Origin of the sequence: Calothrix sp. UHCC 0171, assembly GCF_034931845.1 — a bacterium.
In the GTDB taxonomy this organism is placed as follows: domain Bacteria; phylum Cyanobacteriota; class Cyanobacteriia; order Cyanobacteriales; family Nostocaceae; genus Brunnivagina.
The window spans coordinates 81,972-99,645 of sequence record NZ_JAYGHN010000024.1; the positions used below are offsets into that span (position 1 = coordinate 81,972).

The 17,674-nt window shown below is 38.4% G+C and carries 13 protein-coding genes; all 13 read left to right on the plus strand.

Annotated features, from left to right (window positions below):
* Positions 1-446: 446 nt before the first annotated feature.
* Positions 447-872, plus strand: coding sequence for a universal stress protein (locus VB733_RS17930; RefSeq protein WP_323341425.1), 426 nt, complete (start codon positions 447-449; stop codon positions 870-872).
* A 375-nt stretch (positions 873-1,247) separates the two neighbouring features.
* Positions 1,248-3,416: a serine hydrolase domain-containing protein gene (locus tag VB733_RS17935; RefSeq protein WP_323341426.1), complete on the plus strand. Its 2,169-nt coding sequence runs from the start codon at positions 1,248-1,250 to the stop codon at positions 3,414-3,416.
* Positions 3,417-3,715: 299 nt separating this feature from the next.
* Entirely contained in the window at positions 3,716-5,209 is a 1,494-nt protein-coding gene (locus tag VB733_RS17940; protein WP_323341427.1) for a protein kinase domain-containing protein, read from the plus strand.
* Between the two features lie 214 nt (positions 5,210-5,423).
* Complete coding sequence (locus VB733_RS17945; RefSeq protein WP_323341428.1) at positions 5,424-7,271, plus strand: protein kinase domain-containing protein; 1,848 nt, start codon at positions 5,424-5,426, stop codon at positions 7,269-7,271.
* Positions 7,272-7,398: 127 nt separating this feature from the next.
* Complete coding sequence (gene clpP, locus VB733_RS17950; RefSeq protein ID WP_323341429.1) at positions 7,399-8,004, plus strand: ATP-dependent Clp endopeptidase proteolytic subunit ClpP; 606 nt, start codon at positions 7,399-7,401, stop codon at positions 8,002-8,004.
* Between the two features lie 521 nt (positions 8,005-8,525).
* On the plus strand, positions 8,526-9,977 hold the full coding sequence (glmM, locus tag VB733_RS17955; RefSeq protein ID WP_323341430.1) for a phosphoglucosamine mutase: 1,452 nt from the start codon (positions 8,526-8,528) through the stop codon (positions 9,975-9,977).
* A gap of 275 nt (positions 9,978-10,252) precedes the next feature.
* On the plus strand, positions 10,253-11,902 hold the full coding sequence (gene hpsL, locus VB733_RS17960) for a hormogonium polysaccharide biosynthesis protein HpsL (RefSeq protein ID WP_323341431.1): 1,650 nt from the start codon (positions 10,253-10,255) through the stop codon (positions 11,900-11,902).
* Positions 11,903-11,944: 42 nt separating this feature from the next.
* Entirely contained in the window at positions 11,945-12,952 is a 1,008-nt protein-coding gene (hpsN, locus tag VB733_RS17965) for a hormogonium polysaccharide biosynthesis glycosyltransferase HpsN (protein ID WP_323341432.1), read from the plus strand.
* 160 nt (positions 12,953-13,112) lie between these two features.
* Positions 13,113-14,285: a hormogonium polysaccharide biosynthesis glycosyltransferase HpsO gene (gene hpsO, locus VB733_RS17970; RefSeq protein WP_323341433.1), complete on the plus strand. Its 1,173-nt coding sequence runs from the start codon at positions 13,113-13,115 to the stop codon at positions 14,283-14,285.
* A gap of 234 nt (positions 14,286-14,519) precedes the next feature.
* Positions 14,520-15,710, plus strand: a complete 1,191-nt coding sequence (hpsP, locus tag VB733_RS17975) for a hormogonium polysaccharide biosynthesis glycosyltransferase HpsP (RefSeq protein WP_323341434.1) — start codon at positions 14,520-14,522, stop codon at positions 15,708-15,710.
* A 125-nt stretch (positions 15,711-15,835) separates the two neighbouring features.
* A complete protein-coding gene (locus VB733_RS17980; protein ID WP_323341435.1) occupies positions 15,836-16,474 on the plus strand; it encodes a peroxiredoxin in 639 nt (212 codons plus the stop codon).
* Positions 16,475-16,731: 257 nt separating this feature from the next.
* A complete protein-coding gene (locus tag VB733_RS17985) occupies positions 16,732-17,370 on the plus strand; it encodes a histidine phosphatase family protein (protein WP_323341436.1) in 639 nt (212 codons plus the stop codon).
* Between the two features lie 35 nt (positions 17,371-17,405).
* The coding region (locus VB733_RS17990) for a Uma2 family endonuclease (RefSeq protein WP_323341437.1) at positions 17,406-17,674 on the plus strand (269 nt) is incomplete at its 3' end.

The window sequence follows — 17,674 nt, forward strand, 5'->3', positions numbered from 1 at the left end:
TAAAAATATACTTGATTTAATTCTGTATTTGAGCAAGCCGGGATATAATACTAAAAGTAAAAAATATTCGGACATCGCGCCAGCATTTTTTCTCTCAAGCATTAAAGTGATAAAAGTTCCGAAAACTTTACAGATATTTATCCCGATTTGCTTAACAAGCGTAGGCATTGTTATTTTTTTCAACTTGCGATCGCTTGATAATCATCAGCGAGCTAAGGTATGCGAACCTGATATTATGTAATCTCTGCAAATAGCGATCGCACAATCACCAATTGTTAATTTTTTCCTAGAATTTTATCCAAAGAGCGATAAAAGTTGCAAACTGAAAGTCTAGAGGCTTTACAAATTTCGGTCTTCAGATTTGAACTGAAGATTTGCCTTGTCTGGCTGATAAACACATTATCCCAGTCATTAGTTTAGGGTTTATTTTGAGGAGAGCGATCGCGGTGCTAAAAAATATTTTGGTAGCTCTAGACGATTCGGATATTGCAGACCGAGTTATGCAAAGTGTACATCAATTAATTTTACCCAGTGATGGTAAAATTATTCTCTGTCACGTGTTTCCGACATCAAATTCCGAGGCGGAACACCCAGCAGATCGTCCGTACTCAGAATCATCAACTATTTCCTACTTACAAGTTGAGAAGCAGTTACAATCATACCAGGCTGAGTTACCTGTAGATAGTGATTTAGAACTTGTAAACGGCAACCCGGCAGAAGAAATTATTCGTCTGGCGAATATTCATCAAGCTGATTTGATTGTAATTGGTAGTCGCGGTTTAACAGGAATGACGCGAATTGTCCAAGGTTCGGTAAGCAGTCAAGTTGTAGAAGAAGCTCATTGTTCGGTTTGGGTAGTGAAACCTGAATAGGTAAGTAATACTGGTAATATTCTTTACCTAGTGTAAAACACAAAAAATGGGGTTGCTCGACCTAGGATTTGGGTTTTGAGTGAGCTAATTTTTAACATTTCTCCGCGTCAGTCTTAATGATAAGTATTCAACCGGACATGATGAAGTCTACAGGGATGAAATGAGAAATATTGTTTGGATAATCTGTAGTGTTTGTGTTCTTTGTATCATTTGTTTTATAAGTGTGCTATATTTATTATCTTGACAAAAGCAGATTTTACTGCTCATTAAATTACAGCAATCGTCTTAATTTTTGCTTTGAGGCGATACACAGATAGCATGAAGTATCTACTAATTATTTTTTCTGTTATATTAATAGCACTAATATCATTTTCTTTGCCAGTAATTGCCCAAACAACTCATCCTTTCATCACCTCAGAGAAACAGGTAATTAATTCACAGAAATTGGAAACTTTTCTGGATAAATATGTTCCTGAAAATATGCAGGCAGATAATGTTCCTGGTTTAGTTTTTGCTTTAGTTCAAGACGGCAAAATTTTGTCTCAAAAAGCTTATGGGTATGCAAATTTAGAAAAAAAAATACCAGTCATAGCAGACAAAACATTATTTCGCGTCGCCTCTATTTCTAAGTTATTTACAGCCACATCGGTAATGCAACTTGTTGAACAAGGTAAGATAAATCTTCATCAAGACGTGAATCAATATCTGAAAAATTTTCAGTTAGATAAAAATTACCCTGAGCCAGTCACAGTTGCAAATTTGCTCACACATACAGGAGGACTTGATGTTAACTATATTGGAATGTCAGCACGTAATCCCAGCCAGTTACAGCCACTTGGAGAACACTTAGCAAAAAAGAAACCCCAACGCATATTTCCTCCTGGCAAAGTGACAGTTTATTCTAATTATGGAATGGCATTGGCTGGTTATTTAGTCGAAGTTATTTCTGGAGTTCCCTTTGCTGAATATATTGATAAAAATATTTTTCAACCATTAGAAATATACCATAGTAGCTTTCAGCAACCATTACCCAAAGATTTACAAGCAGATTTAGCAGTTGGTTACAAATACGATAACAATAAATATCAACCAATAGCTTATTCCTACGAACATCAAGCACCAGCCATTGCTTTAAACGCAACTGCGACAGACATTGCCCACTTTATGATAGCCCATTTACAACAAGGACGTTATGGCGATCGGCAAATTCTTCAGCCAGAAACAGTTGCGGAAATGCACAAGCAGCATTTTACTAGTGATTCGCGCCTTTCTGGTATTGCCTACGGTTTTCGTGAACAATTCCGTAATAATTTAAGAATTATCCGTCATAGCGGTTTAATAGAAGGTTTTGTCAGCCAACTTGTATTAGTTCCACAAGACAATTTGGGTATATTTGTAGCATGTAATTCTAATTCTTCACTCGACTCTAATTTAATTAAAGAAATTTTTAATCAATATTATCCCATCCCAGATAAACCTAGTTTAAAAAATGTTTTTAAAGAGAGCAATAAATCTCTTCGGCGTTTTCAGGGAAGTTACGTAGATACTATTACATCACAAACCACATTAAGTAAACTATTTTATCCTTACTATACTAATGTTGAAGTCAAAAATAATGGTATTTTAGTTTATGAATATCAAAATTACTTACAAGTTGAGCCACTTTTGTTTCAATCTATAGAAGGTGACAAATACATTGCATTTAAGGAGGATAAACAAGGGAAAATTAATTATTTGTTTGATGGAATATTTACACTTAAAAAGAACAATTGGTATGAAGATATTTTATTTCATCGATGGCTAATAATTGTATTTCTATTTATTTTTATTTCTACTTGTCTAATCCCACTCTTCAAAAAAATAGCAACTTTCAGTTTGCAATTAATTATTGAATTTTGTGATGACGATGTCAAAAAATTAAATTTAAACTTAAGTTTAAACTCCGATACAAAGCTCGCAACCTATAGAGATACAGATGCCAAGCATTCTGCAACCATGAATTCTTGCTACTTGTCTAAACCCCAGTCTGTAAGTAATCACCCTGCATCTATTACCTTTAGGCGAAATCAAGTATTACGTCCTATAAATTTATTTAAAAACTTGTTACATTTTTTACTGCAAATAATATTTACTCTCAGCCCCAAAAATAGTAAATCAAACATTTTACATAAAATTCTATTTTTAAATATTCAATTAATTAAAGCGAAAATAAGAAATAAATATACATATCATACAAAATATTTAGCAGTATTAATCAGCATATTAAACTTGATATTTATCCTAGCAGGTTTATTCTTTTTATCATTGAGAGACTTGGATTATTTTAACTTAATTTATGGAATCAATGCTATTTATAAGGCTTTACTTTACATTCCTTTGTTTACCAGTGGAATGACATTTATGCTAATGATTTCTACTTGGAGTTTATGCAATCAGAAAAGAGTTTTTTATCTTCATAAGCTTTATTATGCCATCATTACAATTAGCAATATAATATTTATTTTATTTATCAATTATTGGAACTTATTAGGATTAAAATTTTGATAGTTTACTACTAATTTTTCTCCAGGTATCTTAATTAAATTTACTGAGTATTATGAGCAAGTATTGGTTAATCTCTACAAAATTTTTAAAAGCTTGAGTTGGCGTTAAATACTCTCGCCAAATATTAATCAAAAAAGTCATATTATCACTTCTCTGATATAATTTGGTAAATTTAACTGGCTAAGATTGTATGATTTATTTGGTTAAACTATAAAAATTGTTTCGTCAATAGGTTTGATAAAAATTGGTTTGTATCCTAACAAAGTCCATAATATAAATTAAATGTATATTCAATGTAAATGCTGCTCAATAATCGTTATCGTGCAATCCAAAATTTAGGGAATGGTGGATTTGGTGAAACCTTCTTAGCAGAAGATACACAAATGCCATCGCATCGGCGCTGTGTGATTAAATTACTCAAACCAATTACGGAAAATCCGCAGATTTATCAAATTGTACAAGAAAGATTCCAACGCGAAGCAGCTATTTTGGAAGAATTGGGAGGAAGTCACAATCAAATTCCAGCTTTATATGCATATTTTCAGCAAGATGGGCAATTTTATTTAGTGCAAGAATATATTGAAGGAACCACATTAACTTCCAAAGTCAGACAAAAAGGCTTTTTTAGCGAGAATGAAGTTCAAGAATTACTTGCGAATTTGTTGCCTATTTTAGATTTTATTCATGGGAAACGCATCATTCATCGCGACATCAAACCTGACAATATCATTGTGCGACATCAAGACAACAAACCCGTACTAATTGATTTTGGTGCAGTGCGCGAATTAATGGGAACTGTGATTAATTCCCAAGGTTCAACAAAAAGTTCTATTGTGATTGGAACACCAGGTTATATGCCTAGCGAACAAGCCGCAGGTAGACCAATTTATTCTAGCGATTTATATAGCTTGGGGATAACAGCGATATATTTATTAACTGGAAAACAACCGCAAGAACTGGAAACTAACCCACAAACAGGAGAAATTGTTTGGCAAGAACATCTTAGTAATATTCACCACAATATTAATCCTAAATTTATAGCACTAATCGATCGCGCGATCGCATATCATCCGCGAGATAGATTTGCAAATGCCAGAGAAATGCTTGATGCCTTAATTGCCTCAGCCAATTCCATCATGCCAACACAATATCCTTATCTCAATAATCCCACAAGTATCTCAGACATAGCTGCAACTGAACATTTAATTCAATCGAATAAAAGCGCCAGCAATGGCGACAGCCGCCCCCAGAAAAATGATCATCAAAATATTGTCAGAGGTGGTTTAATTGGGGTTGGATTAGTGGGAGGATTAGTAATTGCTGGTGTCGTCTCAATCAATATCAAACAACCATCATCACCAACAGCATTAACAACAAATACTCCGCAAGAAAGTCTCGAATCTCCGACTCTAGCCCCACAACCCATTGATTCGTCGCCATCTCCCTCAGCCAGCATATCCAATAGCATATCAAATAATCAAACCTGGCGATCGCCCACAAATGAAGAAGACAATGATTATTCTTGGTTATCAGAAAGAGCCGTAACCGACGCAGATTTAGAAGGTAAAAGCGCTCTAGAATTAGACATTATGCGAAACTCTATTTTCGCACGTCTAGGTCGTGGATTTGAGACTCCAGGCTTACAAAGCTATTTCAATCAACAACCTTGGTATACTCGTCGATATTCACCACAGGAATTTGATAAATTAAAGCGTTTATCAAATTTAGAAATGCGGAATGTTATGTATATTAAGAAACATCAAACTCGATTTAATCTTTTACATTTTAGGTAGTGAGCGATGACAGTTGTTGACTAATTAAAAATTACTCTGATACCATGTTCGGCTAATCACTTACAATTAAAATTTCTCCGCCTCCCCACGTCCTTTAAGTCTCCGTGTCACTCTCAATGATAAGTATTAAACCAGACATGATATGACTCCTACCTCTTTCCCTTTCCCCTTCTTCGGTAGAATGTATGGGACACACCCTTGGACTGGCTAGTGAATGCAAATGCTGCTCAATAACCGCTATCGTGTAATACAGACATTAGGAAGCGGTGGATTTGGAGATACCTTCCTCGCTGAAGATACCCAAATGCCATCTCGGCGACGCTGCGTTATCAAGCAGCTAAAACCTATCAATAATAATCCTCAAGTCTACCAGATGGTACAAGAGAGGTTTCAAAGAGAAGCAGCAATCTTAGAGGAGCTGGGTGACGGAAGCAATCAAATTCCTCGTTTATATGCCTATTTTTCCGACAATACTCAATCAGGAGATGGACAATTCTATTTAGTACAAGAATATATCGAAGGGCAAACACTCAACGCCAAAATTCAAGCTCAAGGTGTAATGGAGGAAAACTCCGTCAGAGACATACTAATTAATCTCTTACCTGTACTTGATTATGTGCATCGTCGAGGTATTGTTCACCGAGATATTAAACCTGATAATATTATTATTCGTAAAGCAGACAATAAACCAGTATTAATCGACTTTGGTGCAGTCAAAGAAACTATCGGTACAGTCTTCACGCCCTCCGGGAATTCCACAAGATCAATTGTGATTGGAACACCAGGATTTATGCCCAGTGAGCAGTCGGTAGGAAGACCAATGTTTGCTAGCGATATCTACAGTTTGGGCATGACAGCAATTTACTTACTGACAGGAAAATTGCCACAAGATATACCAAACGACCCCGGGACTGGGGCAGTATTATGGCGACAATATGCACCCAATACGACTCCGGCATTCGCCATGCTGTTGGAAAAAAGCATCCAGTTTGCACCGCAACAACGTTTTTCGAGTGCCAGAGAAATGTTAGCAGCACTGCAAAACAGTTTTTCGGCTGCATCTATACCTACCATTGCTACCCAATCTCCCACATATAACATTCCCCAAAATTCCACACAACAAAATACAGTTCCCATCAATACCACGCCTAATAATTATCAACAACAAAACTCACGCCAAACAGTACCAGTTGCTGTCGCCAATTCTCCGCAAATTTCGTCTCCAATATCTAACTCAAGTAATACTAAAAACATCATATTCGGCTTATTAATTGGCGCAGGTTTAATCACTGGGGCAGTAGTTATTGCCTCTGCATTCAACAATTCCTCTCCAGAAGTTGCAGACAAAGAACTAAATCCCCAAAACACCATATCCAGTTCTCCAACAGCAGAAGCATCCGTAGAAACTCCAGAAGAAACACCCACAGAAGTTCCAGCAGAAGCACCAGTACAAATTTCCCAACCACAACTAACACGTCGTCCTCGCCCCATCATCCAACCACAGGAAACCGTACCACCCACAGCCATTGAAACACCAATTTTGTCACCTTCTCCCGAAGCAACCGCAACTTCAGAACCGACAGAAAGTGAAGCACCAGAAAATTCCACCCCTGAAACACCTGTACAACCAACACAAATCCCTCCCACAGCACCCCCACCACCAATAGAGAAGCCAATAGAAAAAACACCAGAAAAACCACCAGAAAAACAAATAGAGAAACCATCAGCCCAAGGATTTGTCGAAAATTACTACACAACAATTAATAACGGCAATATTCAAGCCGCTTGGAATAAGTTATCTCCAGCTTTTCAAAGGAATCGAAGATTACACCCACAAGGCTATGCTTCCTATACAGATTGGTGGCAAGGACAAGTCGCAAAAGTTGGTATCAATCAAGTCAGATTAGTCAAAGAAAGTACCAATACAGCAACAGTATACGCAGAATTAAATTATTTGCTGAAAGATGGACAAAATTCACCTGCCTCCGTGCGTTTTACTTTAGTCTGGGATGCTTCTAGTAATCAATGGCTAATTAGTGATGCAAAAAGACTTCGGGGTTGATTCTTTACCTAATTATGCCAAAGCTGCATCCAACCTACGGGGGATTGCGATCGCATTGTTCGGTTAATTGGGCAGCAAGCGATCGCCGAAATCGATAAAATATACTAAAATCACTTGTCTTAGCTGCATGATTCCTATAGTTATTGAACAATCGGGTCGAGGCGAACGCGCCTTTGATATCTATTCGCGGCTATTGCGCGAACGTATTATTTTCTTGGGGCAACCGATTGATAGCAGTGTGGCTAACTTGATTGTTGCTCAACTTCTATTTTTAGATGCCGATGATCCCGAAAAAGACATCTACATGTACATAAATTCTCCTGGCGGCTCGGTAACTGCTGGTATGGGTATCTTCGACACAATGAAATACATTCGCTCGGATGTGTGTACAATTTGTACGGGATTGGCGGCAAGTATGGGTGCATTCCTCCTCAGCGCTGGTACAAAAGGCAAGCGGATGAGCCTTCCCCATTCGCGAATCATGATTCACCAACCTTTAGGTGGCGCACAGGGACAAGCAACCGATATTGAAATTCAAGCTAAAGAAATTCTCTATCATAAACGTCGCTTAAACGAATATTTAGCCGACCATACTGGACAACCCTTTGAGAAAATTGTCGAAGATACCGAACGTGACTTCTTTATGTCGCCCGAAGAAGCTCAAGAATATGGTTTAATCGACCAAGTAATTGATCGCCATTCGGCAGGCAGTCGTCCGATGGCAGTAGTTTAACTCAGATCCCCCAGAGGCGATCGCACTAATTTCTACAACTGGGTTTGTTTCTCCTACGATAAAACCCAATAGCAGCAAATTAACTTGTTTGATTTGTCATCATGACAAGCAACTATATCCCCGATTTCTTCCGAGAAGTCGGGGGTATTAATATGTAAATTTTGATTAAGTGATCAAGGTCATTTTTCTCAGTTTGCAAGTATTCCATCTTTTTTTATGACTCATTGATACGGGAGAAATATTGTTTAATCCCTTTAAATTTTAGTATGGGTATCAGAATAACTTCATAAACCGAAGTATTGAAACGTACTGATACTTAAGCATGATTAGGAACTTTAATAAAATTTTATCAATGCTTCGCCAAATACATAAGCATTTTCGCTGAAAAATCAGCCAAAGTGGCATAGATTTGTAAAAAGAAAGACTTAAACTAGTCTCGAAGCCCAAGTATTTGGGAATAATTGTTTAACTAATGTATAAAGTGATATTCTCCAGTGTGACTGTGTGGAGTGTTTAAACTTATGGTCTCATCTATAATTCGGACTCAAAATGCTATTCGCGAGGGTTCTACTACTGATATAAGTAGTTTGGGAACAAGCGTAATCTCGTTGCCCACAACTGCCTTATTCGGAACCGATGGCATTCGCGGACGAGTCGGAGATTTGTTAAGTGCTCCCTTAGCATTACAAATTGGATTTTGGACTGGAATAGTTCTACGTAGCTATGGGGCAGTGGAAGGTCCAGTTGTGCTAGGGCAAGACTCTAGAAACTCCAGCGATATGTTAGCAATGGCTTTGAGTGCCGGATTAACAGCCGCCGGAGTTGAAGTTTGGTATTTGGGCTTGTGTCCGACTCCTTGTGTGGCTTACTTGACAAGTATTAGTCACGCTATTGGCGGTGTGATGATTTCTGCCAGTCACAACCCACCGGAAGACAACGGTATTAAGGTTTTCGGTGCAGATGGGATGAAGTTATCGAAGGATTTACAAGCAGAAATTGAATCCGGACTCCGAGGAATTACTACTCCAGTCGCACCAATAAGTAATTGCGGGCGGCATTATGCACGTCCAGAACTAGTATCAAATTATGCTGAAGCATTGAAAAAACCCTTACAAAGTAAGCTAAATTTCACCGGGATGAAAATAGTTCTCGATTTAGCTTGGGGTGCTTCCGTAGGTTTGGGGGCATCAGTATTCAAATCAATGGGGGCTGAAGTTATTTGTCTCCACAACACAGCTGATGGTGACAGGATTAATGTTAATTGTGGTTCTACACATTTAGACTTATTGCAAGCAGCCGTCCAAGAAAATCAAGCCGACATGGGTTTTGGTTTTGATGGCGATGCCGATAGAGTTTTGGCGGTAGATAATAGCGGACGCAAGGTAGATGGTGATTATATTCTCTATCTCTGGGGGCAAAGACTTCGCCAACAGCAACAACTCCCCGATAACTTAATCGTTTCCACAGTCATGGCAAATTTAGGATTTGAACGGGCGTGGGAAAAACAAGGTGGTAAGCTGATTCGGACTGCGGTAGGCGACCAATACGTTCAAGCCGAAATGTTTAAAACTGGGGGAATGTTAGGTGGTGAGCAGTCGGGACATATTTTATGTCGTCACTATGGGATGACAGGAGATGGTTTATTAACTGCATTGCATATTGCTGCCCTAGTACGGGAATGGGGAATTAGTTTAAGTGAACTAGTTGACCAAAGTTTTACCACCTATCCTCAAATATTAAAGAATGTGCGTGTTGAAGACCGCAACAAGCGCATGGCATGGGAAGAATGTGAAGAAGTCAGAAATGCGATCGCCGAAGCCGAATCTGCAATGGGAGAGGCAGGGAGAATATTAGTTCGGGCATCAGGAACCGAACCAGTAATTCGCGTCATGGTTGAAGCTGAAGATGCCCAAATTACCCAATACTGGGCAGAAACTTTAGTCGCAACAGTACAAGAGTACCTGGTAGATTAATTTTGATAAGTTAAACCTATAAAAAATCAGAACACATTCGCCAGCGCGCAATATCACGTCCTGATTTGGAAATAATTTCCAATAATTTTGTAAATATCCCTGATTTCTCTAAGAGGTCGGGGATATGTTTTTTGTTTTTCTTTTATTTATACTCATCAATAATAAATTTTACGTAAAAGCACTGAAAGCAATAAAATCCAGGGATGAATTAAAAATAATGCATTAAAACTAAATATTGAAGTAATAAAAATTACCCTTCCCTTGGCTCCTCTTTCATGGCAAAAAGTAAATCTAAATCCCAAAAATCAGCAAAAACACCCAAAACAGAAAAATCAACCCTTGACTTAAAAGAACGGCTAATTCAAAAACGCAAAGCAGCCCAAGCCAAAAAAGAACTTACTAGTATCCTTTCTACGGCTGTTGGTGGTGGGTTATTCCTAGGTTTAATCCTTTTCCTTGTTGGTGGCATCAAAGCTGCCGTTCCCGGTGTTCTCGCTGTGATTATCTTGTCACTATCCTACAAATACCCAAATTATGCCTTAATTGCCTTTATTATCTACGTCCCCATTGGGGGAACCATCACCTATTACATTGGCAATAGTCCCATCTTGCAGCTAGCTAAAGATGCCTTCTACATCCCAGCATTAATTGGCTTATGGCAAAACCTGAAAAAACGACGTTTACCCCTAATCATTCCTAAAGGAATAACAACACCCCTATTTATTCTCCTGGGAATCTGCATCTTGACGCTACTATTCGTCAATGGTTCACAACAATTTAACCCAACCCCCGCATCACCATTCAAACCAGTCCCTAAAGAATTTCCCCTGGGCATGGGGATTTTGGGATTAAAAGTATTTTTAGGTTACGTACCATTAATTGGTTGTTTTTATCACATAATCCGTAACAAAACAGACTTTTTACGAATCACGCGCCTGCAAATCGTGATGATTATTATTTGTTGCATCCTCGGTATAATTCAATACGCATTACTTTTGGTAGGCATTTGTGAAGGAACTAAAGATGCCGAAGGTGCAGCATTATTCAAAGCCACACTGGAAGCCCGTTGTTATTTTGGTGGTTCTTTAGTCTACAGTCCGTCACAGGGGATGATTCGTTTACCAGGAACCTTTGTAGCCCCTTGGCAATGGGCTTGGTTTCTCATTTCCAGTACATTTTTTTCCTTTGCAACTGGATTTTCTGACCCCTCACTCTTATGGCGCATCGCTGGGTTAAGTTCAATGGCAGTGGTATTTATTAATGCGGTGGTCTCTGGTCAGCGAATAGCCTTAGCCTTAGTACCGACATGTTTTATACTTTGTCTGCTACTGACGGGGCAACTAGCCAATTTGAAGCGTTTTATACCAGTTTTTGGAGGACTAGTAATGATTTTGGGAATTGCGATCGCGAGTAACCCCACAGTCATCCAAGAACGAACAGAAAGTTTTGTTAGTCGCTGGGAAGCTTCGCCACCTTATGAATTTATCACCTCACAGTTTGAAGAGGTGTGGAAAAATCTCGATGGTCCTCTGGGAAACGGCTTAGGACGTGCGACTAACTCAGCCCGTGCGTTTGGCAATACTAAACTTTTGGAAACATACTACCCGAAAGTCATGCATGAAGTCGGACTATTCGGCGTACTTGGCTTTTTAGCACTGGTAACAACTTTAACAATAATTTGCTTCCGTACCTACCGTTCAATAAAAAACCGTAATTTCCGCAGTTACGGAGCGGCAATGTGGGTGTTTATATTGTTTATTAGTTACAACACTTATTACTACCCTCTGGATGTAGACCCAGTGGCTGTTTACTACTGGTTTGCTGCTGGAATTCTTTTAAAATTACCAGAAATTGACAGGTTAGAGCGACTTCAGGAAGAACAAGTCGAAAGGGTGCAAGGGCAAAAAAGCAAACAAAAGAAATAGTAATTTCCGGAATTTACTCACCAATTACCATTAACGATTAAAATGACTTTACCTTCTATTTCAGTAATTATACCAACTTACGGGCGCGAAGAACCTCTACGCGATAGCATTGAAGATGTTTTAAAACAGGAATATCCTAATTACGAAATATTGGTTGTAGACCAAACTCCACAACATAAACCTGAAATTGAAAGCTACCTCACGGAATTAACAGCAGCGAACAAAATTAAATGGTTTCGGATTAATTGGGCAAGTCTACCTGGCGCAAGAAATTATGCAGTCAGACGCTCGACGGGTGAGATAATTTTATTTTTAGATGATGATGTTCGCCTTGAATCTGGTTTTTTAGAAGCACATGCCAAAAATTATCTGGAGAAAAGCGAAATTGGTGCAGTCGCAGGACGTGTTTTTGATCGAATGAAAATGGCTGACGCTTCTCAAGGACGGACGCAAGGAGATAGTAATTATAAAACAATTGAATATCTTCCTCCACAGGCAATGGATCCGGGAATTGCTTGGTATTATATTGATTTAGTCCATACGGTTAAACCCCAGGAAGTGTTAACAGCCAGGGGTTGTAATATGTCATTCCGTCGCGAACTTTTTGAAAAGTATGGTTTACATTTTGATGAAAGATTTCGCGGTAGTGCAGTGCGGGAAGAATCGGATTTTTGCTTGAGAATTCGTCAAACAGGATATAAAATTTGGTACGATCCAGAAGCACATTTAGTTCATTTAGGAGAGGAGACTGGTGGCTGCCACGATATCAGCACTCGTTCAACTAAATACCAAACGACTTTCTATCATAACCATTTTTTATTAGGCTTAAATAATCTCACATTTAGTCAAGCATTGCGTCTCTATGCGCGTTTATTTGACTGTCATGTTCTCGGTCGTCCTCCTTGTCATAAAAGTGGTTCTCCTCTCAAAATTTTGACTCGCTTTATCTTCTATACTTTAGGTTTTATGAAAGCCTTGGCGACTGTGATTCAATCAAACTGGAATGATGGACAGATTTACACTCACTTAGATGAGAAAGTTGGATTTTAAGTCGTTTTTTAATTGTTGTTAATTCACGATTAATAAATATCAATTAATGTTTAATAGTTGGGCAAACTATTGAATCATTGACTTATTTTTTGACCTTACTTGTCTGTGAATATATCTCTGTCAGCGTTGTTCCATTAACTAAATAGCCAATCATCAATTCATGAAAATCCTAGTAGCTAGTCATACATATATAGTAGACTTAAATTGTGAAAAATTACGGGCATTATCTCGGCTAGAATCAGATACGGAAGTAACAGTAGTTGTCCCCAAACGTTGGAATCCTGGCGGAGTCCAAAATAAAATCATTGAAACTCAATATCAAGATGAAGGTAGATTTCGCATAGTTCCAGCTTCCAACTTCAGCCAAAATCATCAAGGTTTACTGACATTTGGTGCGGATTTAATCTCAGTATTAAAAAAATATCGACCCGATATTATCCAAGTTGAACAAGGTTCTAAAGCTTTAGCTTATGCTCAAATGATTAGTTTGAATAAGCTTTTAGGATTGAATGCTAAAAATATCTTTTTTACTTGGTGGAATTTACCTTATGAACTAAATTTACCAGCATCTATACTGGAAAATTTTAATCTTAATCATACACACGGAATTATTTCTGGGAATCAAGATGGTGCGGAAATTTTACGTCAACGTGGCTACAACGGCGCTATAAAAGTTATGCCGCAATTGGGAATTGATGAAAATTTATTTGCTCCTAAACTACAACCAGAGTTAGCAGAAAAGTTAGGAATTAAGCTTGGGGAATTTATAGTTGGATTTGTAGGTAGATTTGTTCCAGAAAAGGGTATTTTAACCCTAATAGATGCTCTATCAAGTATCAAAAATAAGGATTGGAAATGTCTATTATTAGGTCGCGGTGAGTTGAAAGACGAATTGATGAAAAAGGCGATCGCACATAATATTCAAGATAGAATTATTATAGTTGAAAGTGTCGGGCATCATGAAGTTGCCCAGTATATTAATTTGATGAGTACATTAGTTTTGCCATCGGAGACTACTTATAAATTTAAAACTTTGACATCTGTTGGTTGGAAAGAGCAATTTGGACATGTAATTATCGAAGCAATGGGATGTCAAGTCCCTGTCATTGGTTCAGATTCGGGGGAAATTCCTCACGTAATTGAGAATACTGGAATGGTATTTCCTGAAGGTAATGCCGAAGCACTGGCAAATTGTTTAATACAGTTGATGGAGAATCCTGAATTAGCTCATAATTTGGGACAATTAGGCTATGCAAAAGCAATGTCAAAGTATACGAATAAGGCTTTAGCAAAACAGCAGTTAGAGTTTTATCGAGAATTGGTTAATGAGTAGTAATTAATTGGTCTTTGATATGGGTAAATAGGGAGCATCTCAAATGTGTAAATTGGTTTTTGTAGTAGGCTTCTAGCCCGCTTCCTGGATATTAGGGAGCAAGATGCTTCCATTACAAATTTTATTTTTGCAAAATTGATATACTCCCGGTAAATAGCACAAAAATCACTGATAATTAGCCCATTTAATAAATACAAGAAATCATTAATAATTGAATAGTGACCAAATTAATCTATGAAAGTTTTACAGATTATTCCCTCAATTTCCTTAATTTATGGTGGTCCCAGCCAAATGGTTTTAGGGTTAGCACCATCACTGGCAAAAGCTGGTGTGGAAGTGACTATTTTGACGACAGATAGTAATGGCGATCGCGGTCAAAAGTCTTTGGATGTTCCCTTAAATAAACCTGTCAAAAAAGACGGTTATGAGATTATTTATTTTCGCTGTTCTCCGTTTCGTCGCTATAAGTTTTCTCTTGATTTATTGAATTGGTTAAACAAACATGCCAATGGATATGATTTGGCACATATTCATGCTTTGTTTTCACCTGTTAGTAGCTTTGCAGCCAGAATTTGTCGTCAGCAAAAATTACCTTATATTCTCCGTCCCTTGGGAACTTTAGACCCTGCGGATTTACGCAAGAAAAAGCAATTAAAACAAATTTATGCAGCACTGTTAGAGCGTCCGAATATGGCAGGTGCAGCAGCTATTCACTTTACTAGTAATCAAGAGGCGAAAGTCTCGGAAAGGTTTGGAGTAAAAACCCATGATTTAGTTTTACCTTTGGGCGTTATACCTACTCAACCAGAAAAGATTAATCGAGAAAGTCATAATCATCTTCTTGATAAATTTAAAATCCCTCAAAATATTCCCTTAGTCTTATTCATGTCACGGATTGACCCAAAAAAGGGTTTAAATTTATTAATTCCGGCTTTAGAAAATTTACTTAATCAAGGTTTAAAATTTCATTTTGTCCTAGCGGGAACTAATCCCCAAGACCCCAATTATGAAGAAGAAATTCAACAGCAAATCCACAATTCCTTGTTGCATTCCCATACAACTATTACTGGTTTTGTCACCGGAGAATTGAAATCCGCATTACTAGAAACTGCGGATTTATTCGTCTTACCTTCCTATTATGAAAACTTTGGGATTGCCGTAGCCGAAGCAATGGTAGCAAGGAAACCTGTGATTATCTCCGACGGAGTCCATATTTGGCATGAAATACATAACAGTCAGTCGGGCTGGGTGACAAAAACCGAAGTTGAATCTTTAACCAACGCACTGCAAGAAGCTTTACAAAACCCCCAAGAATGTCAAAAAAGGGGACAAAACGCCCAAAACTATGCGTTACAGAACTATAGTTGGGATGCGATCGCACGTCAACTCATCCAGGAATATGAAAATATCATCAAAAAATCTTAGTCTTTCCGTAGAGATACATAAATAAAATTTTTGTAACTAACCACCAAAGCCCAATCGGAATACCGTGTTTTATGGCATGATGCATAAGTAGACACGTATGGCTTTGTAACTTACAGGGAATTCCTATGGCTCTCCGTTTAGGTGATATAGTACCCAACTTTACCCAAGCATCGACCCACGGTGACATCAATTTTTACGATTGGGCAGGCGATAGCTGGGTAATCTTGTTCTCCCATCCTGCCGATTTTACACCAGTTTGCACCACCGAATTAGGTACTGTAGCAAAACTAAAACCCGAATTTGATAAGCGAAATGTCAAAGCGATCGCACTCAGTGTTGATGATGTAGAATCACACAATGGTTGGGTTGGTGACATTGAAGAAACTCAAGGTACTGCATTAAATTACCCCATTTTGGCAGACCCAGACCGAACAGTTTCCACACTCTATGACATGATTCACCCCAATGCGGCTGAAACTGTAACAGTGCGATCGGTATTCGTGATTGATCCCAACAAGAAACTACGTCTGTCGTTTACCTATCCTCCTAGCACCGGACGTAATTTTGACGAGATTTTGCGCGTGATTGACTCTTTACAACTCACCGATAACTACAGCGTTGCGACTCCCGCAGACTGGAAAGATGGCGATGATTGCGTGATTGTACCCTCGCTGAAAGACCCAGAAGTGCTGAAGCAAAAATTTCCCAAAGGCTATGAAGAAATCAAGCCATATTTACGCATGACTCCTCAGCCAAATAAGTAAATCTGAATATTATTTTTTTCAAGGGTGGGCTTAATGTCCACTCTTTTGTTTTAGTAGTCATTAAATAAAGGTCTTAAATAGTATTAACAAAAAATGTATTTTGGAGTTGAATAAAATCAATAAATCGTGGAAGAAATAAAATTGATGGTGCGTTACTTTTTTTGTCGATCGCTTTGTCGTGGTTTCACACACTCCACCAGAAGATGATGATATGTTCGTTGTGAGCGAACCCCTTTGTCCCAATCGCGATACAAATTATGACTCTAAATTTATATTTTCTGCGACATGGAGAAACTACTTTTAGCCAAAGTGGTAATTTCTGTGGTGAAACTGATGCAGAGTTGACATCCGAAGGTATGCAGATGGCGCACAGTTTTGCCGATGTTTATCAAAAATTGAAGTGGGAAGCGGCTTATGTTAGCCCAATGAAACGCACAGTTGCCACCGCCAAGCCATTTTGTGAGGCGATCGGTATGGATATGCAGTTGCGTGACGGACTTAGGGAAGGTAGTTACGGCGAATGGGAAACCAAAAGTAAATCCTTTGCTCAGGAAAATTACGGCGAAAACTATATTAAATGGTTAACAGAACCCGCTTGGAATGCACCACGAAGTGGGGAAACTGCGGTAGAGATTGCTAACCGTTCGATGCCTGTAATTGCGGAAATCCAAGACAAATATCCCCAAGGTAATGTTTTAGTCGTTTCCCATAAAGCCACAATTCGGATTATGCTTTGCAGTTTATTGGGTATCGATTTGGGACGTTATCGCTATCGAGTTAATATATTGGTCGCGTCGGTAAGTATGGTTAAATTTGACGTTAACGGACCATTATTAGAAATATTAGGCGATCGCCATCATATCCCAGAGCATATTCGCTCTCGTCCGGGAACCTAATATAGAGTCATATCCGCCCAATCCCCAAATCAACCATGACTCAACTCAAAACCCAACTTACCCTGGAAGAATTTCTGGCACTCCCTCAAGGAGATATCGCCTATGAACTCATTAACGGGGAGGCAGTGCCGAAAATGTCACCAAAACGATTCCATTCCAAATTAACCCTTGTATTGGCTATGCTTTTGGTGCAATGGGCACAAAATAGGGGTGAGATAGGTATTGAATGGGCTGCGACTTTAAAGCGTAACGGTAGAGATTGGGTTCCTATTCCTGATTTACTTTACATTTCCTATGCTCGTTT